Below are 22046 nucleotides of genomic sequence, written 5' to 3'. Positions count from 1 at the left end.
GAGCCGCCATGTCCGTGCGCCGCGTCGCCTGCCAGTCGGTGCCCGATCTGCCGCACGCCACCTGGTCCAACGCGCTTGTCGTCGGCCAGGAGGTGGTGCTGTCCGGCCAGACGGCGCATCCGGCGACGCGCGACGCCGCGCAGGCGGGCAAGCCGCTCGGCGCCTACGAGCAGGCGCTCGTGGTGCTGCGCAAGGTGCAGGCGCTGCTCGAAGCCGCGGGCGGCGGCATCCACAACATCGTGAAGCTCGTGGTGTACGTGACCGACATCGCGGACAAGGACGAGGTCGGGCGCGCCCGGCGCGATTTCTTCGCGCAGGCGCCCGGATCGGCCTACCCGGCCTCCACCCTGGTCGCGGTCAGCGCGCTGGTGTTTTCCGAACTTCGCGTCGAGATCGACGCTTTCGCGCGGCTCGACGTCGACCTGCGCACCGTCAACTGAATCGTTTCTTCGAGGTTTCCGCCATGTCTTCCCCCACGCTGAACGCCCTGGTGCACACGATGCGCTACGAAGCCGACGGCATCGTCAGCGTCGAATTCCGCCCCGCCTCGCCGGACGTGGACTTCCCCGCCTTCGAGGCCGGCTCCCACATCGACCTGCACCTGCCCAACGGCCTGGTGCGCAGCTACTCGCTGTGCAATCCGTCGAGCGACCGCCAGCGCTACGTGGTGGGCGTGCTCAACGACCGCAAGAGTCGTGGTGGCTCGCGCTACGTGCACCAGCAGCTGCGCGTGGGCATGACGCTGCCGATCTCGGCGCCACGCAACAACTTCAAGCTCGAAGAGGGCGCTGAGCGCTCGGTGCTGGTGGCCGGCGGCATCGGCGTGACGCCGATCTGGTGCATGCTCCAGCGACTGGTGGCGATCGGCAAGCCGGTGGAGATCCTGTACTGCGCGCGCACCCGCAAGGAAGCGGCTTTCTGCGAGTCGATCGGCGCGCTCGCGGCCGAGAAGGGTGTGCAGCTCACCTGGCACTTCGATGACGAGAAGGGCGCGCCGCCCAACCTCGTCGAACTGCTGGCAGGCAAGGGCGCCGATAGCCACTACTACTGCTGCGGCCCGACGCCGATGCTCGACAGCTTCGAGAAGGCCTGCGAGCAGCTCGGCTTCCCGCATGCGCACATCGAGCGCTTCGCGGCGGTGCACGTCGAAGCGCCGGCGGCAACGGCGACCTACATCGTCGAATGCGCGAAGAGCGGCAAGTCCGTCGAAGTGCCGCCGGGCAAGTCGATCCTCGACAGCCTGATCGATGCGGGCCTCAATCCCGACCACAGCTGCAAGGAAGGCGTCTGCGGCGCCTGCGAAACGAGGGTCATCGAGGCCGGCGAGATCGACCATCGCGACGGCATCCTGACCAAGGCCGAACAGGCGGCCAACAAGACCATCATGATTTGTGTTTCGGGCTGCAAGCGCGGCCCGCTCGTCCTGGATATCTGACGCGATATCCCCCAGCCCTCGAAAGAAAAAACTAGATGAAGAAGACCTTTGTGGCCGCGGCCGCATGCATGGCCGCGGGCGTCGCCTGCGCGCAATCGAGCGTGACGCTGTTCGGCGTGCTCGATGCGGCCGTCGCCTACACGACGGGTTCCGGCCCGCTGGCCACCAGCAAATGGCAGCTGACCAACAGCTCGAACACCTTCAGCCGCCTGGGCTTCCGTGGCACCGAAGACCTCGGGGGCGGCTATGCGGCGAGCTTCTGGCTCGAAGCCGGCCTGCAGAACGACACCGGCAGCGGCTTCACGACCAACACCAACAACCAGTCCAGCGGCAACACCACGCTCGGGGGCCTGACCTTCAACCGCCGCTCCACCGTGAGCCTGTCGGGCCCTTTCGGCGAAGTGCGCGCGGGCCGCGACTACACGCCCACGTTCTGGAATACGGCGCTGTTCGATCCTTTCGGCACGGGCGGTGGCATCGGCGCCAACCAGATCTACTTCTCGGGCTTCGGCGGGCTGACCTCGCCCACGGGCACGCGCGCGTCCAACAGCGTGGGCTACTTCCTGCCGCCCACGCTCGGCGGCTTCTACGGTCAGCTCATGTATGCGATGGGCGAGAACGAATCGCGCTCGGACATCGTGGGCCTGCTGCCGACCTGGAGCCACAACGACGGCAACTACGTCGGCGCGCGCGTGGGCTACCTGAACGGTCCGTTCAACATCGCGCTGGCCACCGGCCGCACCACCTATACGCTCATCGCGGCCAATCTGCCGGTGTCCAACAACCTGCGCGTGTCGAACATCGGTGCGTCGTACATCTTCGAATCGCTGTGGAGCCTCAAGCTCATGGGCGAGTACTACGACGAGTCGCAGGGCACGCTGGACGGCAAGGGCGCACTCGTCGGCTTCAACCTGCCGATCGGCGCGAGCGAGATCAAGCTGTCCTACGCACGCTACGAGCGTGAGCCGGCGGGCAACGTGCCGAAGCCGACCTCCTCGAAGGTCGCGCTGGGCTACGTCTACAACCTCTCCAAGCGCAGCGCCGTGTATGCGACGGTCGCGCGCATTTCCAACAGCAACGGTGCCTCGCAGGCGCTCAGCGGCTCGACGACCTCGCCGAACCACGCGTCCACCGGAACCGAGTTCGGCATGCGGCACGCCTTCTAGCGCCGGCGCCGCCCACTCACAGGAGCATTGCCATGCAAGCCAGACAATTTCGTTGGTACGGCGTGATCACGTTGTTCGTGATCGTCGCCATCTCCTATGTGGACCGCATCAACATCGCGGTCCTCATCACCGACCCCGCGTTCCTCGGTCACATGGGCATCGCCGCGACCGACCGCGTCAGCCAGGGCTTGCTCGCGACCGCCTTCATGGTGGGCTACGGCGTGTCGGCCTTCGTGCTGACGCCGTTCTGCGCGGCGCTGTTCGGAGTGCGAAAGAGTCTGATCATGGGCCTCGTCCTCTGGGGCGTGGTGACCTTCGTCACGCCCTGGTTCACCGGCTACGGCATGCTCCTCGCGTCGCGCATCCTGCTGGGCGTCTCGGAAGGGCCCTTGTTCTCGCTGGCTTCGTCGTACATCAAGGCGCACTTCGAAGACCGTGAGAACGGCAAGCCGAACTCCTTCGTCAACATGGGCACCGGGCTGGGTCTCGCGGTGGGCTATCCCTTCGTGGGGTATCTGCTCGCCACCTACGCGTGGGACACCTCGTTCCACGTGCTCGGCCTGCTGAACATCGTGCTGGGCATTCCGCTGGTGCTCGCCTTCGTGCGCATGCCGGCGTCGTATGTGAACCAGGCCAAGCCGCGCACTTTCGGCGAGGCGATGGCCAAGGTGGCCGGCATCGCGCGCGGCGCACTGCACACGCGGCACCTCGTGCTCATCACGGTGCTGACTTCCGCGGTGCTTGCCTACCTCTGGGGCGGCAGCAACTGGTTGCCGGCCTACCTCAAGGAAGCGCGCGGCTTCTCGCTGCGCGAGATGGGCTGGCTCGCATCGCTGCCGCAGTACGCGACGGTGCTCGCCGTGCTGCTGGGCGGCGTGCTCATCGACAAGATCGAGCGGCTGCACGTGCCCTTCATATTCATGGGGGCGAGCGTGGGCGTGGCGCTGGCGGTGCTGCTGGCGATCAGCGCGCAGGACCGCTACGTCGCCGCGTACTCGCTCGTCGCCGCCAACTTCTGCTGGGGCCTGATGAGCCCGGCGATCCCGAGCACGGTGCAGTACTGCTCGCGGCCAGAGCACGTGGCCAGCGCCTTCGGCGTGGTCAACGGCACGGGCAGCCTCGTGGCGGGCTTCATGCCGGCCGTCATGGGCGCGGTGATCGGTGCGCTCTCGGGCGGTGCGGGCACGTCGGGCGGCTCGGCAGCGGGCTTCTTCGCGGGCTTCGCGATGCTTATCGGCACGCAGTTGGTCGTGTTCGTCTGCGGCCTGATCCTGTGGCTGCGCGAGCGCCACGCGCCGCAGCCGGGCATGACCGCGACGGTGGCCTGAATGCCGGAGACGGGTTGCGGGCCCGCCTCGACGCTCAGACGGACGCGGGGGCGGTGGCCGGCTTCACCAGGCCATCGGCTTTGAACATGGCCTTGATGCCCCGCACGGCTTGCCGGATGCGCGACTCGTTCTCGATCAGCGCGAAGCGCACGTAGTCGTCGCCCTGGTCGCCGAAGCCGATCCCCGGCGAGACCGACACCTTGGCCTTGGCCAGCAGCTGCTTGGCGAACTCGAGCGAGCCGAGTGCGCGGTAGGGCTCCGGGATCTTCGCCCAGATATACATCGACGCCTTGGGCTTGTCGACCTGCCACCCGGCTTCCATGAGCCCCTTGTAGAGCACGTCGCGCCGCCGCTGGTACTGCGCGGCGATCTCGCGCACGCATTGCTGGTCGCCTTCGAGCGCCGCGATCGCCGCGACTTGCACCGGCGTGAAGGAGCCATAGTCGTGATAGCTCTTGATGCGCGCGAGGGCCGTGACCAGATCGGCGTTGCCCACCATGAAGCCGACGCGCCAGCCGGCCATGTTGTAGCTTTTGGAGAGGGTGAAGAACTCGACGGCGACGTCCTTCGCGCCCTTGACCTGCATGATCGACGGCGCCTTCCAGCCGTCGAACACGATGTCGGCATAGGCGAGGTCGTGCACCACCAGGATCTCGTGCTTGCGCGCGAGTGCAATGACGCGCTCGAAGAAGTCCAGCTCCACGCACTGCGCGGTGGGGTTCGACGGAAAGCCGAGGATCATCATCTTCGGCTTGGGATAGCTGCCGCGGATCGCCTTTTCGAGCTCGGCGAAGAAGTCGATGTCGGGGTTCATCGGCACCGAGCGGATGTCGGCTCCGGCGATGACCGCGCCGTAGATATGGATCGGGTAGCTCGGGTCCGGCACCAGCACCGTGTCGCCGCGATCGAGCGTCGCGAGCATCAGGTGCGCGAGTCCTTCCTTGGAGCCGATGGTGACGATCGCCTCGCTGTCCGGATCGATCTCGACGTCGTAGCGCTCGCGATACCAGTGGGCGATGGCGCGGCGCAGCCGCGGAATGCCCTTGGACGACGAATAGCCGTGCGTGTCCGGCCGTTGCGCGACTTCGGTGAGCTTGGCGACGATGTGCGCCGGCGTGGCCCCGTCGGGGTTGCCCATGCTCATGTCGATGATGTCCTCGCCGCGCCGGCGAGCCGCGAGCTTGAGCTCGGCGGTGATGTTGAAGATGTAGGGGGGAAGGCGATCGATGCGCGCGAAGCGGCGCGTGCCAGCGGATGACATGAAGAGTTTTCCTTGACGTTAGCGCCCGGAACCGTCCGAGCGACGTTTGGCGCCGCGTGTACCGACCGGGGTCGATGCATGTGGCGCCGGACTCATCATAGCGGCTGCTGCCGCTTGGTCACTTCGCGAGCAGTTCGCGCAACCAGTTCTTGCACTGGTCCGCGCCTTCGAGCGGCCATTCGATGTGGATCGTCTTGTCGAGCTGGCGGACCTCGATGCGAATCGAGCGGTCCGTTGCGAGGGCTTGGGCAGCGCGACCGTTGCGCACGCCGAGCAGGCGGGACCACCAGCCGGGTTCGGGTTCGCGCTCATGCGCGTTGGCCGCTCGCGCCGGCGCAACGTGCTGGCGGGCCGCGTGGGTCGGCTTGCCGCTGTCGGAAAGGACCGGGGCGACGGCCGAGGCCGCTTCGTGTACGACCTGTGGCGCTGGCTTGCTCGGGGCGGCAGCAGCCTTGGGTGCAGGCGTCGGCGCGGCAGGTGCCTCCGTCGCCGTTGCAGGCGCGGGAGAGGGCGAAGCGACCGGCGCCGATGCCGATGCCGCCGGCGCCTCCCCGCCATCGATGCGCGCCGCGAGGTTCGCGCCGAACTCTTCCCACATCCGGTCGGCCTTGGTCTTCATCACGCTGAGCCCGAAGGTGCCGAGGCGGCCGAGCACGTCGACGTTGACCTTGATGCGCAGCTCGGTGCCGCCTTCCGCGGTCGGCGTGAGGAAGATCTCGCTCTGCTGCTTCAGCGAACTCGCGACCGAGGCGTCTTCGCCCGTGCCTTCGGCGCGCAGGTAGCTGGGTTCGCGCTGCTCCACGATGGTGGTGCGCAGCTTGAACTTGGCGTTGATGAAGGCGATCTTCACGTGCATCAGCGCCACGTACTCGACATCGCTCACGACCTCGATCGACTTCATGCCCGGCACGCAGCCGCCCATCACCTGCGGATCGAGCAGCAGGGCCCATACGCGCTGCGGGGCCGCAGCGACGGTCAGTGTTTTTTCAATTTCCATGCATCTTCTCCGCGGCGGTCAGGATGGATTCGACGATCTGCGTGTAGCCGGTGCAGCGGCAGAGATTGCCGTTGAGGCCATGCCGCACCTCGTCGGCGGTCGGTCGGGGGTTGTTCTTGAGCATCGCGCACGAGGTCATGAGGAAACCCGGCGTGCAGTAGCCGCATTGCAGTCCGCCGCATTGCATGAAGCTTTCCTGCAGCGGATGGAGCTGGTCGCCGTTGGCCAGGCCTTCGACGGTCGTGATCTCGCAGCCCTGCACCTGCACGGCCAGCTTGAGGCACGACTTGACGACTTCGCCATCCACCAGTACCGAGCAGGCGCCGCAGATACCGGTTTCGCAGCCGCGCTTGGTGCCGGTGAGATGCAGGTCGTCGCGCAGGAAGTCCGACAGCAGTCGGCGTGCCGGCACTTCGACGCTCTGCGCCTCGCCGTTCACGGTGCATTCGATTCGGTGCTGGCTCACTGGAGGGCTCCTTCGTTCATGTCGAGGCCGAACAACTCGGCCACGGTGCGGCGCGCAACGACGCGCACCATGTCGCGGCGGAAGTCCGCCGAGCCGCGCGCGTCCGACACCGGCTCGATGTCCGCGGCGACGATGTTGGCGACCTCGGCCGCGATGTCGGCAGTGACCGTGCGGCCTTCGAGGAAGGCCTCCGCGCGGCGCAGCCGGGTCGGGATCGGCGTCGATGCGCCGACGCTGAGCTTCGCTTCGCGGCACAGTGCGCCTTCGCGCCGTGCCACGAAGGCCACGCTGGCGAGTGGACGATGCTCGGCGGCGGTGCGCAGGAAGCGCGTGTAGACGCCATCGGTGCCGGCGGCGAGCGGCGGCACGCGGATCTCGACGACCATCTCGTCGGGCTCCAGTGCAGTGACGTAGTAGTCGACGAGGAACTCCTCGATGCCGAGGACGCGCTCGCCGCGCGCGCTGCCGAGCACGACTTGCGCATCGAGCGCCATCAGGCAGCCCGGCGGGTCGGTGGAAGGATCGGCATAGCAGAGGTTGCCGCCGATCGTGCCCTGGTTGCGCACCTGCGGATTCGCGACGCGCGAGGCCATGCTCGCGAGCACCGGGTAGTGCTTCTGAACGACGCCCGAGTTCGCGACATCCGCATGGCGCGAGAGGGCGCCGATGCGAAGGCCGCGTTGGGGATCGAAGTCGATGCCGCGAAGCGCCTCGATGCGCGCGAGCGAGACGAGGTGCGTCGGCGTCAGCATGCGCTGGCGCATGCCGAGCATCAGCGCGGTGCCGCCCGCGATGGCGCGGCATTCGTCGCCGAGGTCCGCGAGCATGCGGCTGGCTTCGTCGATGGTGGTCGGTTCAAGGTAGTCGAAGTCACGCATGGCGCGTCTCCTCATTCTTCGCCCGCCATGCGGCGAGGATCTTCTCGGGGGTGATCGGCAGATCGGTGATGCGCACGCCGATGGCGTCGAACACTGCATTGGCGATGGCGGGCGCGCCGGGCAGGATGGCGGTCTCGCTCGCGCCCTTCGCGCCATAGGGGCCGTTCGGATCGTTCGATTCCACGAAGCCGCCGCGCAGCATCGGCACCGCATCGGCGGTCGCCATCGTGTAGTCGGCGAAGTTGCCGTTCATGAGGCGGCCGTTGTCGAGCTGAAGCTGCTCGTAGAGCGCCCAGCCGAAGGCCTGCACCGTGGCGCCGTTGGTCTGGCCATGGATCGCGATCGGGTTGAGCGCCTTGCCGCAGTCGTCCGAGACGTAGCTGTCGAGCACGGTGACCTGGCCGGTTTCGGTGTCGACCTCGACTTCGACCGCCTGCGCGGCGAAGGAGTAGGCCGGCGCGATGTTGCCGTAGACCTTGTCGTCGTGCATCACGGTCTTGGCGTCCCAGGTGCCGCTGACCTGGATGCCTTCGCCGCCGTGCGTCCAGACATGGAGCTTCGCCAGTTCGGCGATGGTCGCGCGGCGCTCGGGCGCATCGGCCACGAAGACCGCGCCGCCCGCGAGCCTTAGTCGCTCGACCGGCACGTTCCACTGCTTCGACGCGAGCGCGAACAGCTTGTCGCGTGCCATGCGCGCCGCGACGATCGCGGCATTGCCGGCCGCGATGGTCACGCGCGAGGCGAGCGAGCCGATCGCGATCGGCGAGGTGTCGGTGTCGGGCTGCAGCACCAGCACATGCGAAAGCGGCAGGTCGAGTTCGTGCGCGACCACCTGGCTCAGCATGGTCATCGCGCCCTGGCCCATGTCGCATTCGCCGCTCATGATGAAGATGCGGCCGTCCTCGTTGATCTTGACGACGACGGTCGAGCCGTCCCAGTTGCCGATGGTGCGGTTGCCGCTGACGTGCATCGCGGCGGCCATGCCGATACCGCGCTTCTTCGGTCCGCTGGACTTCGGCGCCTTGCGCTTGGCCTCCCAGTCGAGCGCCTGCGTGGCCTGGTCGATGCACTCGACGAGGCCGGTGCTGCCGATCTCCCAGCCGTGGATCGACACGTCGCCCTTGCGGATCGCGTTGCGCTTGTGGATCTCCACCGGATCGAGCCCGAGCATGCCGGCCATCGTGTGGATGTGGCTGTTCAGCGCGAACTGCATCTGCGTGCCGCCGAAGCCGCGGAACGCGCCGTGCGGCGGGTTGTTGGTGTAGACCAGCGTGGCATGCGAGCGCACGTTGGGGTTGCGATGCATGTTGTCGCTGCGCATCGCGGTGACGTGCATGACCTCGGCGGAGAGGCCGGAGTAAGCGCCGCATTCGGCAATGATGCGGACGTCCTTCGCGACGATGATCCCGCCCTGGTCCATGCCCAGCTTGAGCGTGATGCGCTCGGGCACGCTGGAGCAGCACGCGAGAAAGTCCTCGAGCCGGTTGTTGACCACGCGCACCGGCTTGCCGGTCTTCACTGCCAGCAGACCGGCGATGAGGTTGTTGGCGTCTTCCACCATCTTGCCGCCGAAGCCGCCGCCGGTGGTCGCCTGCAGCACGCGAATGCTCGAAATCGGACGTTCCAGCGCTGCGGCGAGCCGCAGGCGCGCCTGTGTGATCGACTGCGTCGACGTCCACACCACGAGGCGGCCTTCCGGATCGATGGTCGCGACCGTGCCCATCGGCTCCAGGTAGCCCGGGTACTGCGCGTGCGTGTCGTAGGTCGCTTCATGCACGATGTGCGCGGAAGCGAATCCCGCATCGGCATCCCCGCGCTCGAAACGGATCTCGTGCGAGATGTTGTTGCGTCCCGGGTGCACGCCCGGCGCTTCCTCGTCCATCGCCTCCTCGGGCGTGAGGATCGCCGGCAGTTCTTCGTACTCGACCCGGATCAGGTCCAGCGCATCGCGGGCGATCTCTTCCGTCGTCGCGGCCACCGCGGCCACTTCCTCGCCGGCGAAGCGAACGATGCCTTCGGCGAGGATGCGCCGTTCCTTGTGGTGCACGCCCCACATCGCGCGCGGCGCATCGGCGCCCGTCAGCACCGCCTTCACGCCCGGCAGCGCGAGCGCTTCCGACACATCGATCGACACGATCCGCGCATGCGGATAGGGACTGCGAAGCACCTTGCCGTGCAGCATGCCCGGCACCTTGATGTCGCCCGCGTACATCGCGCGCCCGAGCACCTTGGCCCGCGCCGTGACCTGCGGAATATCCGCCCCCAGCGTCGAAGCGCTGGGCGTGGAGAGTTCAGGGGGATTCTTCATGATTCACCTCAATACCTTTGCGGCGTCACAAGGACGAGCAAGGCGAAGTCCGTTCGCGAAACACCGCGGATCCGGCTCTGCCGGTCCGCCGGTGTTGCCCCCGGTAGGGGGTTGGCGTAGCGACACGAAGTGCGCGCAGCCTGGGGGCGAGCTTTATTCAGCGGAAATGCCCAGGTCCTTGATGACCTTGCCCATGACCGTGTAGTCGGTCGAATTGATCTTGCCCAGCTTGTCGGCCGCGCCGCCTGCCGGCAGGGCGCCGAACACCGCGAGCTTCTCGGCCACTTCAGGCTGCTTGAGGATCTCGTTGAGGTTCTCGTTGAGCATCTTCACGACCGGTGCCGGCGTGCCCTTGGGCGCGAAGAAGCCGTTCCACGAACCGACGATCACGTCCTTGTAGCCCAGTTCCACCAGCGTGGGCACGTTCGGCGCGAGCTTGGAGCGCTGCGCGTCGCCGATCGCGAGCGGGACCAGGCGGCCGTTTTCCAGGTACGCACGCACCGCGCCGAAGGTGACCCAGGCGGTATCGACATGGCCGGCCACCACGTCGGTGACCGAGGGGCCGACGCCCTTGTAGGGCACGTGCGTGAACTTCACGTCCGCGGCCTTGTTGAGCCATTCGCCCACGATGTGCATCGGCGAGCCGGCGCCCGGGCTGGCATAGGTCACCTGCTTGCCGCCCTTGGCGAGCTTGATCAGGTCCGGAAGCGTCTTCACGCCGACGGCCGGGTTGGCGACCAGCACCAGCGGCTGCGTCGCCGTATTGACGATCGGCTCGAAGCCGTGCAGCACGTCGTAGCTGGCGCTCGGCGACAGCTTCATCACCAGCGGGGCGGTGGTGAAGGGGTTGGGCGTGAACAGCAGCGTGTAGCCGTCCGCCGGAGCGCGGCTGACGAAGTTGTTGCCCAGCGCGCCGCCGGCCCCGGGCTTGTTGTCGATGATGACCGTCTGGTTCAGGCGCTGCGAGAGCTTGTCCGCGAACATACGCGCAATGGCGTCGGTATCGCCGCCCGGGGGATAGGACACGATCACGCTGATCGTCTTGGCGGGGTACGGCGCCTGGGCGAAGGCGGCGGGTCCGGCGGTCATGGCGCAAGCCTCCATCGTGGCTGCAAGAAGAACTTGGCGACGGGTCGAGAACATCACTGGCTCCTGGAAAGAGCCATGGGGAGGTGAAGGCTCCGCATGGCAGCTGGCATCGTGGAAGGGATGATTTATTAGTGAAACAGTGATTCACTAGCGAGAGGTCATTGTCCGCTCGTATGTTGATGCATCAACTTGCCGTAACCACCTATTGACGCAATTAATTTCTAATTGAGTTATTTCACGATGGACTGCCGGAACGGCCATGGAACAATGCGCGCCACATGACTGAACAAAGTTCTTCCCGGACAGCCGGCGCACAGACAACGCCGTGGACCGAACTCGACGCGGCGGGCACCGGCCTCACCGTCGATGCCTTCATCACGACCATGATGAGCCAGGTGGGCAACGCCCTGCGGCGCATCGTCACGCTGCCTTATGCCGACCAGTTCGGCCTTTCGGTGTCCGAATGGCGCGTGCTCTCGCTCGTGGCCCATGCGGAGACCCTGGCCTTCAGCGACCTCGTGCAACAGTCGACGTCGGACAAGGCACTGGTGAGCCGCACGCTCAAGCTGCTGGAAAACCGGGGCTTCGTGGAACTGCGCGCAGAAGGCAACACGCCGCGCAAGAAGGTGTTCTGCTCGATCACGGAGGCGGGCAGGGCGCTGCACGCCGAGGCGATTCCGATCGCGCGCCAGCGTCAGGCGACAGCGCTGCGAGTGCTGGATTCGCAAGAGCGCGACGCGCTGTACCGCGCGCTGATCAAGCTGCGCGAGTACTGCCGCGTGGAGGAGGAATCGAGGGGCCGCCTGCCGGCATCACGGGACGGCTCAGGGTTGGATATCTAGCGGGGAGACCTGCCGTGATCGGTCGGGGGTGCGTGGCGAGGCCACCGGGTGGTCCCCTCCGCGGATGTCCCCCGGCCTTCGGCCTCCTCCTTTATTTCGCTGCGGGGACCACCCGGCGACCTCGCCACGGGAAGCGTTGCGTGGTGCCCGCCGATCGACCACGGCCGTGACGGATCACGACGATGGTGTGCTCTGCGCAGCGAAATAAAGGAGGAGCCCGAAGGGCGGGGGACATTCGCGGAGCAGAGCACACCGTCGGCGTGATCCCGCCCCAGCCCCAAAAGGCTCAGTTCTTGTACGAAGGATCCACCCGATCCAACTTGCGGATCAACGACGGCCACACGAAGGCGCCCCCCATCCCCCCGGTCTGCACCTTCATCGCGTGCCCCACGCCCTCGACGATGCGCGGATCGACCTGCGTGAGCTCGCCGCCACCCGCCTGTGCAGCGATCTGGATCTGGCAGGTGTTCTCGAAGGTGTACATCGAGAGGAAGGCGTCCGCGATGGTCTTGCCCACTGTCAGCAGGCCGTGGTTGCGAAGCATCAGGAAGTTCGCCTGGCCCATGTCGGCCTGCAGGCGCGGCTTCTCATCGTCGCGGAAGGCCACGCCCTCGTAGTCGTGGTAGGCCAGCGACGCCAGCACGAAGGTCGACTGCTGGCTGATCGGCAGCACGCCGTTCTTCTGCGCGCTGACCGCGATGCCTGCGCGGGTGTGGGTGTGCAGCACGCACTGGATGTCCTCGCGCGCCTCGTGCACCGCACTGTGGATCACGAAGCCGGCCGGGTTCACCGGGTAGGGCGAGTCGATGATCTTGTTGCAGGCCTTGTCGACCTTGATCAGGCTCGACGCGGTGATCTCGTCGAACATCAAGCCGTAGGGATTGATGAGGAAATGATGCTCGGGCCCCGGCACGCGCGCGCTGATGTGGGTGAAGACGAGATCGCTCCAGCCGTAGAGCGCGACGAGCCGGTAGCAGGCGGCAAGGTCGACGCGCAGCTGCCATTCTTCGGCGCTGACGAGTTTCTGGACTTCGCTGGTGGAGGTGGCGTTCATCGGGGGTCTCCTGTTGACGGGGTTCAGGCCGCGGCCGGTTGGGATTTCAGTGCGGACTTGTAGAGGCTCTGGCGCGGCTGCGCCATCACCCGCCGAAGCATCGGCTCGAATTCGATGATCGGCAAGGTCTCGGCCTTCGGGTCGAAGGCGGGGTTGTCGTAGAGCTCGCAGAACTCGGCGGTGCGCTCGAAGCAGGGATGGTCGCGGAAGTTCTCGCGCAGGTCGCGATCGAGTCCGATGTGATGGAAGAAGTAGTGGCCCTGGAAGATTCCGTGGTGCTGCACCATCCAGTGGTTCTCTTCGCTCACGAAGGGCTTCACGATTGCGGCGGCAATGTCCGGATGGTTGAAGGTGCCGAGCGTGTCGCCGATGTCGTGCAGCAGCGCGCAGACCACGTACTCCTCGTCGCGGCCGTCGCGCAGGGCGCGCGTCGCGGTCTGCAGCGAATGCGCGTAGCGGTCGATCGGGAAGCCGCCGTAGTCGCCTTCGAGGATCTGCAGGTGCCTGATCACGCGGTCCGGCAGGCTGGCCGCGAACTGCATGAACTCGCCGCCGATCAATTGCCAGTCTTCGCGCGTGCTGTCCTGCATGCGGGTGAAGTTCGCTCTTGCGTTCATCGTCTCGTCTCCGTGGGATGCGGCCCACTGTAGACCGCCGGTTGACTCTCAACTGTCAAGAAATTGACAATGCGGCGCCCATACAAACCCCCGCATGCCGAACCCTTCCAGACCCCGCATCTCCGCCGCCCACCGCAGCGCGCTGGAGGCCAATCCATGGTTCGACTCGATGAGCCGCACGCAGCGCGAGGCCTTGCTCGGCGCCGCCGAATTGATCCACGTGCGGCGCGGCGCCATGGTCTTCAGGCAGGGCGATCCGGTGCATGTGGCGGGCGCGGGCTTCTACGGGCTCGCGGCGGGAACCATCAAGATCTCGACGCTGCGACAGGACGGGCGCGAGGCGATCCTCGCGGTGCTCGAGCCCGGCAACTGGTTCGGCGAGATCAGCCTCATCGATGGTTCGCCACGCACCCACGATGCCACCGCGCTGTCGGCGCTCGACCTGATGGTCGTGCCCTACGAAGCCTTTGCACGCCAGATGCAGGATGCCGCCTTTGCGCGCGCGATCGCCGCGTTGCTGGCGGCGCGCGTGCGCGGGCTGTACGGATTGATGGAGGACGCCACCCTGCGCGGCCTGCGCGCCCGCGTGGCGCGGCGCCTGATGTCGCTCGCGCGTGGCGACGTCACGCAATCGCCCGAATTGCGCCGATCCGTCTCGCTGCCTCAGGAGGCGCTCGCGATGATGCTCGGGGTGACGCGCCAGACGCTGTCGAAGGAACTCAACGCGATGGCGCAGGAAGGTGTGATCGCACTCGGCTACGGCCGCATCGAGTTGCTGTCGATCGACGCGCTGCAACGGTTGTGCATCGCCCCATGACGGGAGCACCCGCGGAACGTGGCTCCGCCGGCTGCGGGTGCAGAGCCATAGGCAGCGGGGGGAGGCTGGAGGCGTTCAGCGAAGAACTCGGCCGTCCTTCGCGATGCTGATGAGATCGATGCTTCGGCCGGCATCGCGCAGGCCCGGCCGCAGATTGATTCGGAAGCCGCCGACGTCGTAGTCCGTCATCCCGGTCATCGTGCGCTGCAGCGTGGCGGGTGTGAAACCCTTGCCCGCGCGGCGCACGGCTTCACCGGCGGCCTTGGCGGCGATGAAGCCCTCGAGACCTTCATAGGATGCGGTCTGGTCGGAGTTGTCGACCGCCGCCAGGTATTCCTTGACGATCGGGATCGCCGATGGGCGCGGCGACGGCACCACCTGCGAGATCACCATGCCGCCCACGTCCTTGCCGAGCGTTGCGTACAGCGGATCGATGCCCACGATCGAGAAGGTCGTCAGGGTGCCGAAATAGCCGCTCTTGCGCAGCTTGCGCACGACGCTGGACGTCGTGCCCGACAGCGACACCAGCACGATCGCCTGCGGCGATTGCTTGAGCACCGTCGCCACCGCGGCGTCGATCTTGTCGCTGCTGTCCGACACCATCGCCGTGGCGACGAGCGGCGGGTTCTTGAGTTCGGTGATCGCCTGCTCGACCGCCGCAAGGCCCGCGCGGCCCATGGCGTCGTCGTCGCCGATCAGCGCGATGCGCGTTTGCCCGACGGCGGCGCATTGGCGCAGGATCTTGATCGCCTCGTCGGCCATGCTCGGGCGCACGTGGAAGACGTTGGGAGAGTTCGGACCGCGCAGGTTGTCGGCGGCGGCGAATGGCGCGAACAGGATCGAGCCCTGCTTCGCGGCGATGGCAGCGCCGGCGTCGCTGCTGGCGGTGCCGACGAAGCCGAAGAGCATGTCGGCCTTGTCCGCGTCGAGGAGCTTGCGCGCGTTGGCGGTGGCGCGCGCGGCGTCGTAGCCGTCGTCAAGCTGCAGCAGCTTGAGTTGGATGCCGCTGGCGGCGCTGGATTCGTTGAACTGGTCGGCGTAGAGCTTGGCGCCGGCCGCGAACGCGAGACCGATCTCACTGGCCGCGCCGGTCAGCGGCACCGACTGCCCGAGGACCACGGTGCGCGGCGGCGCGGCCGGGACTGGGGCGCGGCCGGAAGCGGCCGATTGCGCGCGGGCCGGCCGGCCCGCGTAGATCGCACCGCCGCCAAGCAAAAGCATGGCGCCGGTTCTGCCCACCCAACTCCTGCGCGTCAGTTCCATTGCTCACCCTTTCTTGCAATTGATAAAAAATGTATCAATTCGATTGGCGCAGACCAAGGGATTAGTTCACGGGACTGACGTAGTCCCGTCATGAACGCGATCGGGGAGCCGTTGCACTGATCCAAAAATGTTAACTTTTGCATCAAGCATGTGGCATTTTTCACAGGGGCAATCGGGCCCGTGCTGTCACCATTCCGGCCGTACCGGAAATCACCGGCGGCGAATCAAATGAAGTCAACGTCCACCGATATCGTTCTCCTTGAAAACGCGCTCCTGGCCATCGAAAAAGTGCTTGCCCACGCCGACAGTGATCTCGACGGCGGACCGTATTTCGGATTGGCGATCGACCTGCCGTTCAATGCGATCGACGTGGCTTCCCATGATGAGGTGCAGCGTTTTCGCGCCAGTCCTGCGCAGTCGGCGGTCAACATCTGCCTGAGCGCCGCCGCGGCGCTGGTCGATGTCAGCAAGACCTTGATGAGCGCGCCGGGCGACCGGTCGCCGGAAGACCTCGAGCGCGAGTTTCAGGCGCTGATCACCCACACCAAGATCGCGAGCCGCTCCGCGCTTCGCGCAGCGCTGATCCTGGCCGAGCAGAAAGACGCCCTGTCGGCGCGCGGACTCGATGCCGCGACGGCTGGCGAGGCACGGATGCTTTCGCTCGCGTACTGAGCGGCCGGCCTACGGGCGGCGAGCCCGCTCAGACGCGCTCGAACACCAGGTCCCAGACGCCGTGGCCCAGCTTCAGGCCCCGGTTCTCGAACTTCGTCAGCGGACGGTAGGCCGGCTTGGGGGCGTAGTCCGGCGCGGTGTTGTGCAGCAGCGGTTCCTGCGAGAGGACTTCGAGCATCTGCTCGGCGTAGGGTTGCCAGTCGGTGGCGCAGTGCAGATAGCCACCGGGCGCCAGCCGTTCCGCGAGTTTGTGCACGAGAGGCCCCTGGATCAGCCGCCGCTTGTTGTGCCGCTTCTTGTGCCACGGGTCGGGGAAGAACACGTGAACGCCTGCGAGCGTCGCGGGCGGCAGCATGTGGTCGAGCACGTCGACCGCGTCGTGCGCGCAGATGCGGATGTTCTGCAGGTTCTGCTCGCCAATGCGCTTGAGCAGCGCGCCCACGCCGGGCTCGTGCACCTCGCAGCAGAGGAAGTTCTTCTCGGGCAGCAGCGCCGCGATGTGCGCGGTGGCTTCGCCCATGCCGAAGCCGATCTCCAGGATCGTCGGCGCCTTGCGGCCGAACGCCGATTCGAAGTCGAGTGGCTCGGGGTTGTAGGGCAGGAGGAATCGGGGGCCGAACTCCTCGTACGCGCGCGCCTGGCCGTCGGTGGTGCGGCCGGCGCGCCGCACGAAGCTCTTGAGGCGCCGATGCAGCGGATGCGCCTCGCCGGTGGGCTTGTCGCCGGGAGGGGCTTCCGGTGGGATGTCAGGGATGTCGTTGATGGGGCTGGTCACGGGCGCGAATTGTAGAGATCGCGCCATTGGGCAACCCACTGCGCAAGCGCTTCCTTGGCCGAGTGGCCGGATATCGCGCGAAGCCCGAGCCGCTGCGCGGCTGCATCGAGCGCGGCGAGCGCCTCGCCAGCCGTGCCTGTCTGCAAGGGGGTCGCGCCGTTCTGCTTGGAGAGCTTGTCGCCGTCCGGCCCCAGCACCAGCGGCGTGTGAAGGTAGCGGGGCGTCGGCAGGCCGAGCGCGCGTTGCAGCAGGATCTGCCGCGCCGTGTTGTCCGCAAGGTCCTCGCCGCGCACGACATCGGTCACGCCTTGCTCGGCATCGTCGACCACCACGGCGAGCTGGTAGGCCCATGGCCCGTCCGCGCGCTTGAGCACGAAGTCGCCGACTTCGCGCGCCACGTCCTGCTGCTGGTCGCCGAGGCGCCGGTCGTGCCAGTGCACCGGGGGCTCCCCCGATGCCTGCTGGAATGTCGTCGCGGCAAATCGCCATGCGCGCGCGGCCTTGCCATGCAGGCCATCGCGGCAGGTGCCGGGGTAGACCCGCTCCCCATGCCGTGTGTGCCCGATGCCGAGACGCGTCAGCGCCTCGTCGATGTCCTTGCGGGAACAGCCGCAGGGATAGGCGAGTCCGGCGGCTTTCAGCTTGCCGAGTGCCAGTTCATAGCGATGCGTGCGCTGCGTCTGCCACACCGGCGCTTCGTCCGGCACCAGCGCGCAGGCGGCGAGCTGCGAAAGAATCAGCTCGCCCATGCCCGGCAGGCAGCGCTCGGTGTCGGCGTCTTCGATCCGCACCAGCCAGCGCGAATCCGGCCCCTGCGCCCGGACGTCGAGCCAGCTCGCCAGGGCCGCCACCAGCGAACCTGCGTGGAGCGGGCCGGTCGGCGAGGGAGCGAAGCGGCCGATCCGCGTCATGCCTTTGCGCGAGGCGTCAGATGACCTTCAGTGCGAGCGTCAAGCCGGAGAGAAAGGCGTCCTCGACCCGGTGCCCCAGGCACCAGTCGCCCGCCACGCCGATGCGGGCTTCGGCGTCCCACACATGCTCTTCGCCGACAGGCACCTGCGTCTGTGCCTCGGGCCAGCAACGGGCCTGCGAATGCGACGGCTCGGCGCGGATGCCGGTGATCTCGGCGAAGGCCCGCAGCAGCTTGGCTTCGACGCGCGGGCGGTCGTCGCGCAGGTGTTCGTGGGACCAGGCTGGGCTGGCCTGCACCGTCCAGCGTTCGATGCGGTCGCGGCCGGGCTTCGACGATTCGCGCGCCAGCCAGGCGATGCGGTGATGGGTGCTGCGCGCCACGTTCCATTGCGGGCCGAGGTGCGACATCGTGGGCTGGTTGGCCTGCGGGAACGCGATCATCAGCGTCCAGCACGGCGCGATGCGGACGGGATCGACCTTCTTGCTGAGCTTTCGCGAGAGCCGGCCGCCATCGAGCAGTTCGCGCGTGCGCGCCGGCGGCACGGCCAGGAGCACCCCGTCGAAGCCCGAATAGACGTGTTGCGAATCGTCGTCACCGGTCGTGCGGAGCTGCCAGCGCGCTGCATCGAGCGCATCGGGCTCGATGCGCGTCACGCTGGTCCGGGCGACCAGGGCATCGCCCAGCGGGGCTGCCCACTTGGCGACGAGTGCGTCCATCCCCGGCTGGGCCACCCAGTGCTGTTCGAGGCCGGGGAGGGCCGCTTCGGCAACACGGCCATGCGCGTCGAGGACGCGCACGAGGTTTGCGCTCCAGGGCTTGCAGATGCCCGGCGCGGTGTCGATCGCTGCCATGAAGCGCGGGTCGCGCACGGTGAAGTACTGCGCGCCGGTGTCGAAGCGGCCGAACGGCGTCGACACGCTGGCCATGCGCCCGCCCGCTGCGGCTTCGCGTTCGAACGCGGTGACGCGATGCCCCGCCTGGATCAACGTGCGGGCGCAAGCCACGCCCGCGATGCCCGCCCCGACCACCGCATAGTGGCGAGACGGGGTGGATCGGTGGCGGTCGGCAGGGGGGCGAAGAATCATGTCGGTCGTCTCGCTGGTTGGTTTGTGTGAAGCAGGCAAGCCACTCTAACCGCTGGCGACCGGTCTTCAGCGTCCGCGGTGACGTTCGAGCAACGCCCGGCGGCTGCCTTCGTGCTCGAACTGTTCCAGCCACCACTGCAGTGCGCGCCCCGGATTGCCGGCGGCGGGGATGCGCCAGGCGCAGTGCATGGTGGCCAGCGGCTGCACGCGCACCGTCTTGCGCTCGACCAGGTGGCCGGCCTCGATGTAGGGCCGGGCCATCGGCTCGGGAAGGAAGCCGCCGCCCAGGCCGTGGAGTTGCGCGGCCAGCTTGGCCTGCATGGTCGGCACGGTCAACACGTCCTGCCCGCCCACGAGGTTGACCGTCATGCTCGGGCCGGCCCGCGAGGAATCCGCTGCCGCGACCGCGCGGTATCGCTTGAGCACGTCGTCGCTCAGCGGCTCGTCGATGCGCGCGAGAGGGTGGTGCGGCGCGACGGCATAGACGAACGCCAGTTTGCCGATCGGCCGGCTGCGGATGCCCGACGCGGTGAAGGCGAGGCTGGCGGCGTCGAGCACCGCGCCGATCGCGAGATCGGCTTCGCCGCTCGTCAGCGCCTCGATGGTGCCCAGCAGCGTCTCGTCGCGCAGCTTGAGGCGGGTCGGCGGTTCGAGCGCATAGAAGGCGTTGACCAGGTCCAGCAAAGGATCGCGGGCGATGACGCTGTCGACCGCGATGGTGAGCATCGGCTCCCATCCGGTGGCGACGCGCTTGACCCGGTTCGCCACCGAATCGATCTCGCCGAGCAGGCGGGACGCCTCGCGCAGCAGTTCGACGCCGGCCTCGGTCACGCGCGCCTGCCGGCCGCTGCGGTCGAACAGCAGCACGTCGAGTGCGTCCTCGATCAGCCGGACCCGGTAGCTCAAGGCGCTCGGCACGAGGTTCAGCGTGCGTGCCGCCGCAGCGAAGCTGCCCGTGCTGGCCACGGTCTGCAGCATGGCCAGGGCGTCGGGCGTCAGGACATCGCGAGGGGTCGGCATGACGAGTGATCGTTCAAAAAAATTGAATGATGCCATCAAACGGCATTGCTTTTCGCAGAAGGCCCGAGCCCTAAAGTTCTGGACATCCGCCGCGCACAGGGCGCGGCATACCGAATGGCCCTTGATGCAGGGGCAGGAAGTTCAACGATGTTGCAAGTCCGTAAATCCCAGGAACGCGGCTATGCCGATCACGGCTGGCTGCGCTCGTTTCACAGTTTTTCCTTTGCCGGCTACTACGACCCGGAGCACATGGGCTTCGGCAACCTGCGCGTGATCAATGAAGACCGCGTCGCGGCGGGCGCCGGTTTCGGCACGCACGGCCACCGGGACATGGAGATCATCAGCTACGTGCTCTCGGGCGAACTCGCGCACAAGGACAGCATGGGCAACGTGGAATCCATCCCGCCCGGCGACGTGCAGCGGATGAGCGCCGGCCGCGGCGTCATGCACAGCGAGTTCAACCACAAGGCGGACCAGACGACGCACTTCCTGCAGATCTGGATCGAACCGAACGTGCGCGGCATCGAGCCGGGCTACGAGCAGAAGAGCTTTTCCGATGACGAGAAGCGCGGGAAGCTGCGTCTCGTCGCCTCGCCCGACGGCGCCGACGGCTCGGTGCTGGTGCATGCCGACGCGAAGCTCTTCGCGGGGCTGTTCGACGGCGACGAGAAGGCCGATCTGACGCTCGACCCCAAGCGCAAGAGCTACGTGCACCTGGTGCGTGGCGAGCTCGAGGCCAACGGTACGAAGCTCACCACCGGAGATGCCGCCTTGATCCAGGGCGAATCGAAACTCACGCTCGACGGCGGCAAGAACGCCGAAGTGCTCGTCTTCGACCTCGCAGCCTGAGGCCGCAGGATTTCTCTTTCACGTTTTTTCAACCCAGGAGTCCATCCAATGACCACCACCACCGCATCCAACTACGCCGCCCCGGCCGCCACCACCGGCGCAGCGCAAGACGCGCTGGCCCTGATCGGCCGCATCCTGATCGCGGCGCTCTTCATTCCAGCCGGCTTCGGCAAGCTCATGGGCTTCGCGGGCACCGCGGGGTACATCGCTTCGGCCGGCCTGCCGATGCCGCAGCTCGGCACGGTGATCGCGATCGTCGTCGAACTCGGTCTCGGCATCCTGCTGCTGGTCGGGTTCAAGACGCGCCTGTCGGCGATCGTCATCGCCGTGTTCACCGTTGCCGCAGCGGTGTTCTTCCACAACTACTGGGGCATGCCCGCCGAGAAGGCGTACGTGAACCAGCTGATGTTCTTCAAGAACATCGCGATTGCCGGTGGCCTGCTTGCCATCGCAGCGTTCGGTCCGGGTCGCATCAGCATCGACAAGAAATAAGGCCCACCCCCAGCCTCGCCCACTTCGTGGGGCTCTGACACCCCCTTGCAGGGGGCAACACCAGCGGACCGGTCAAGCCGGTCCGCTGTGTTTCTGGCATTAAGCTTCGCCGATTTCAAGCGCCTCGCCACTGGCGGGGCAGGTCGGAGATTCAAAGGAAGAGTGATGGCCGAGATCGTTGTTGTTTTTCATTCGGGCTACGGCCACACGCAGCGCGTGGCGAAGGCCGTGGCCGATGGTGCTGGCGCGCATCTTCTCGCGATCGATGCGGACGGCAACCTGCCTGCCGGTGGCTGGGAACTGCTCGCCGGTGCCGACGCGATCATCCTCGGTGCGCCGACCTACATGGGCGGTCCGAGCTGGCAGTTCAAGAAGTTCGCCGACGCCTCGTCGAAGGTCTGGTACACGCAGGGCTGGAAGAACAAGTTCTTCGCCGGCTTCAGCAACAGCAGCGCGATGAACGGCGACAAGGACGCGACGCTCACCTACCTGTGGCACTTCGCGATGCAGCATGGCGGCCTGTGGATCAGCCTTGGCATCATGCCGAGCAACGACAAGGCGGCGAAGCGGGATTCGATCAACTATGTCGGCGGCTACAACGGGCTGCTGACGACGTCGCCAACCGATGCCAGTCCGGCGGAGATGGCGAAAGGCGATCTGGAAACCGCCATCGCATTCGGCGAGCGCATCGCCGCAGTGCTTGCGTAGACTCTCCCCCA

Annotated in this window: 23 protein-coding genes; 10 read left to right on the top strand and 13 right to left on the bottom strand. The window is 67.0% G+C overall.

Translation table 11 applies throughout. From position 1 onward, the window contains the following. The first annotated feature begins 8 nt into the window (after positions 1-8). Genes WKW77_RS02960 through WKW77_RS02945 form a run of 4 tightly spaced genes read left to right on the top strand, consistent with a single transcriptional unit; the run spans position 9 to position 3929 of the window. Positions 9-440 carry a RidA family protein gene (locus tag WKW77_RS02960; RefSeq protein WP_340355315.1) on the top strand — a complete coding sequence of 144 codons (432 nt, stop codon included), beginning with the start codon at positions 9-11 and terminating at the stop codon, positions 438-440. Positions 441-463: 23 nt separating this feature from the next. Then, the gene (locus WKW77_RS02955) at positions 464-1435 is read left to right on the top strand and encodes a PDR/VanB family oxidoreductase (protein WP_340355314.1); all 972 of its coding nucleotides are present in this window, start codon (positions 464-466) and stop codon (positions 1433-1435) included. A 35-nt stretch (positions 1436-1470) separates the two neighbouring features. After that, positions 1471-2601 carry a porin gene (locus WKW77_RS02950; RefSeq protein ID WP_340355313.1) on the top strand — a complete coding sequence of 377 codons (1131 nt, stop codon included), beginning with the start codon at positions 1471-1473 and terminating at the stop codon, positions 2599-2601. 32 nt (positions 2602-2633) lie between these two features. Further along, a complete protein-coding gene (locus tag WKW77_RS02945; RefSeq protein WP_340355312.1) occupies positions 2634-3929 on the top strand; it encodes an MFS transporter in 1296 nt (431 codons plus the stop codon). A 34-nt stretch (positions 3930-3963) separates the two neighbouring features. On the opposite strand, the gene alaC is transcribed toward WKW77_RS02945, so the two are convergent. The 6 genes from alaC to WKW77_RS02915 form a co-directional block, all read right to left on the bottom strand. Continuing rightward, positions 3964-5190 (bottom strand): alanine transaminase, encoded by a 1227-nt coding sequence (gene alaC, locus WKW77_RS02940; RefSeq protein WP_340355311.1) that lies wholly within the window; start codon positions 5188-5190, stop codon positions 3964-3966. Between the two features lie 118 nt (positions 5191-5308). Further along, positions 5309-6187, bottom strand: coding sequence for an SRPBCC family protein (locus WKW77_RS02935; RefSeq protein ID WP_340355310.1), 879 nt, complete (start codon positions 6185-6187; stop codon positions 5309-5311). Continuing rightward, complete coding sequence (locus WKW77_RS02930; protein ID WP_340355309.1) at positions 6177-6653, bottom strand: (2Fe-2S)-binding protein; 477 nt, start codon at positions 6651-6653, stop codon at positions 6177-6179. The genes WKW77_RS02935 and WKW77_RS02930 overlap by 11 nt, the downstream gene beginning before the upstream one ends. After that, positions 6650-7531, bottom strand: a complete 882-nt coding sequence (locus tag WKW77_RS02925; protein WP_340355308.1) for an FAD binding domain-containing protein — start codon at positions 7529-7531, stop codon at positions 6650-6652. The genes WKW77_RS02930 and WKW77_RS02925 overlap by 4 nt, the downstream gene beginning before the upstream one ends. Next, entirely contained in the window at positions 7524-9839 is a 2316-nt protein-coding gene (locus WKW77_RS02920) for a xanthine dehydrogenase family protein molybdopterin-binding subunit (RefSeq protein ID WP_340355307.1), read from the bottom strand. The genes WKW77_RS02925 and WKW77_RS02920 overlap by 8 nt, the downstream gene beginning before the upstream one ends. Before the next feature lie 153 nt (positions 9840-9992). Further along, positions 9993-10982, bottom strand: coding sequence for a Bug family tripartite tricarboxylate transporter substrate binding protein (locus WKW77_RS02915; protein WP_422823107.1), 990 nt, complete (start codon positions 10980-10982; stop codon positions 9993-9995). Between the two features lie 224 nt (positions 10983-11206). Here WKW77_RS02915 and WKW77_RS02910 point away from each other — a divergent pair, with 224 nt between their 5' ends. Next, complete coding sequence (locus WKW77_RS02910) at positions 11207-11770, top strand: MarR family winged helix-turn-helix transcriptional regulator (RefSeq protein ID WP_340355305.1); 564 nt, start codon at positions 11207-11209, stop codon at positions 11768-11770. A gap of 286 nt (positions 11771-12056) precedes the next feature. Here the strand turns inward: WKW77_RS02910 and WKW77_RS02905 are convergent, their stop codons facing one another. Both WKW77_RS02905 and WKW77_RS02900 read right to left on the bottom strand, forming a co-directional pair. Next, positions 12057-12824, bottom strand: a complete 768-nt coding sequence (locus tag WKW77_RS02905; RefSeq protein WP_340355304.1) for a class II aldolase/adducin family protein — start codon at positions 12822-12824, stop codon at positions 12057-12059. A 23-nt stretch (positions 12825-12847) separates the two neighbouring features. Continuing rightward, complete coding sequence (locus WKW77_RS02900; RefSeq protein WP_340355303.1) at positions 12848-13441, bottom strand: HD domain-containing protein; 594 nt, start codon at positions 13439-13441, stop codon at positions 12848-12850. Between the two features lie 94 nt (positions 13442-13535). Here WKW77_RS02900 and WKW77_RS02895 point away from each other — a divergent pair, with 94 nt between their 5' ends. Continuing rightward, positions 13536-14258, top strand: a complete 723-nt coding sequence (locus tag WKW77_RS02895) for a Crp/Fnr family transcriptional regulator (RefSeq protein WP_340355302.1) — start codon at positions 13536-13538, stop codon at positions 14256-14258. Between the two features lie 75 nt (positions 14259-14333). Here the strand turns inward: WKW77_RS02895 and WKW77_RS02890 are convergent, their stop codons facing one another. After that, on the bottom strand, positions 14334-15521 hold the full coding sequence (locus WKW77_RS02890) for an ABC transporter substrate-binding protein (protein WP_422823106.1): 1188 nt from the start codon (positions 15519-15521) through the stop codon (positions 14334-14336). Between the two features lie 180 nt (positions 15522-15701). On the opposite strand from WKW77_RS02890, the gene WKW77_RS02885 reads away from it, so the two are divergent. Continuing rightward, positions 15702-16193, top strand: a complete 492-nt coding sequence (locus WKW77_RS02885; RefSeq protein ID WP_340355300.1) for a hypothetical protein — start codon at positions 15702-15704, stop codon at positions 16191-16193. A gap of 28 nt (positions 16194-16221) precedes the next feature. Here the strand turns inward: WKW77_RS02885 and trmB are convergent, their stop codons facing one another. The 4 genes from trmB to WKW77_RS02865 form a co-directional block, all read right to left on the bottom strand. Then, a complete protein-coding gene (gene trmB, locus WKW77_RS02880; RefSeq protein ID WP_422823105.1) occupies positions 16222-16995 on the bottom strand; it encodes a tRNA (guanosine(46)-N7)-methyltransferase TrmB in 774 nt (257 codons plus the stop codon). Beyond that, positions 16965-17879 (bottom strand): tRNA glutamyl-Q(34) synthetase GluQRS, encoded by a 915-nt coding sequence (gene gluQRS / locus WKW77_RS02875; RefSeq protein WP_340355298.1) that lies wholly within the window; start codon positions 17877-17879, stop codon positions 16965-16967. Before gluQRS ends, trmB begins: the two co-directional genes overlap by 31 nt. 16 nt (positions 17880-17895) lie before the next feature. Continuing rightward, positions 17896-18966: an NAD(P)/FAD-dependent oxidoreductase gene (locus WKW77_RS02870; protein ID WP_340355297.1), complete on the bottom strand. Its 1071-nt coding sequence runs from the start codon at positions 18964-18966 to the stop codon at positions 17896-17898. 66 nt (positions 18967-19032) lie between these two features. Continuing rightward, positions 19033-19986, bottom strand: coding sequence for a LysR family transcriptional regulator (locus tag WKW77_RS02865; protein ID WP_340355296.1), 954 nt, complete (start codon positions 19984-19986; stop codon positions 19033-19035). Positions 19987-20133: 147 nt separating this feature from the next. Here WKW77_RS02865 and WKW77_RS02860 point away from each other — a divergent pair, with 147 nt between their 5' ends. The 3 genes from WKW77_RS02860 to WKW77_RS02850 all read left to right on the top strand — a co-directional run bounded on the left by WKW77_RS02860 (position 20134) and on the right by WKW77_RS02850 (position 22035). Next, positions 20134-20835 (top strand): pirin family protein, encoded by a 702-nt coding sequence (locus tag WKW77_RS02860; RefSeq protein WP_340355295.1) that lies wholly within the window; start codon positions 20134-20136, stop codon positions 20833-20835. A gap of 48 nt (positions 20836-20883) precedes the next feature. Continuing rightward, on the top strand, positions 20884-21327 hold the full coding sequence (locus WKW77_RS02855) for a DoxX family protein (RefSeq protein ID WP_340355294.1): 444 nt from the start codon (positions 20884-20886) through the stop codon (positions 21325-21327). A gap of 165 nt (positions 21328-21492) precedes the next feature. Next, entirely contained in the window at positions 21493-22035 is a 543-nt protein-coding gene (locus WKW77_RS02850) for a flavodoxin family protein (RefSeq protein WP_340355293.1), read from the top strand. Positions 22036-22046 lie beyond the last annotated feature (11 nt).

The sequence above is a fragment of the Variovorax ureilyticus genome (genome assembly GCF_037889935.1).
GTDB classification, from domain to species: domain Bacteria; phylum Pseudomonadota; class Gammaproteobacteria; order Burkholderiales; family Burkholderiaceae_C; genus Variovorax; species Variovorax ureilyticus.
The sequence above is the reverse complement of the archived record's forward strand: the minus strand, read 5'-3'. Positions and strand labels throughout refer to the sequence as shown.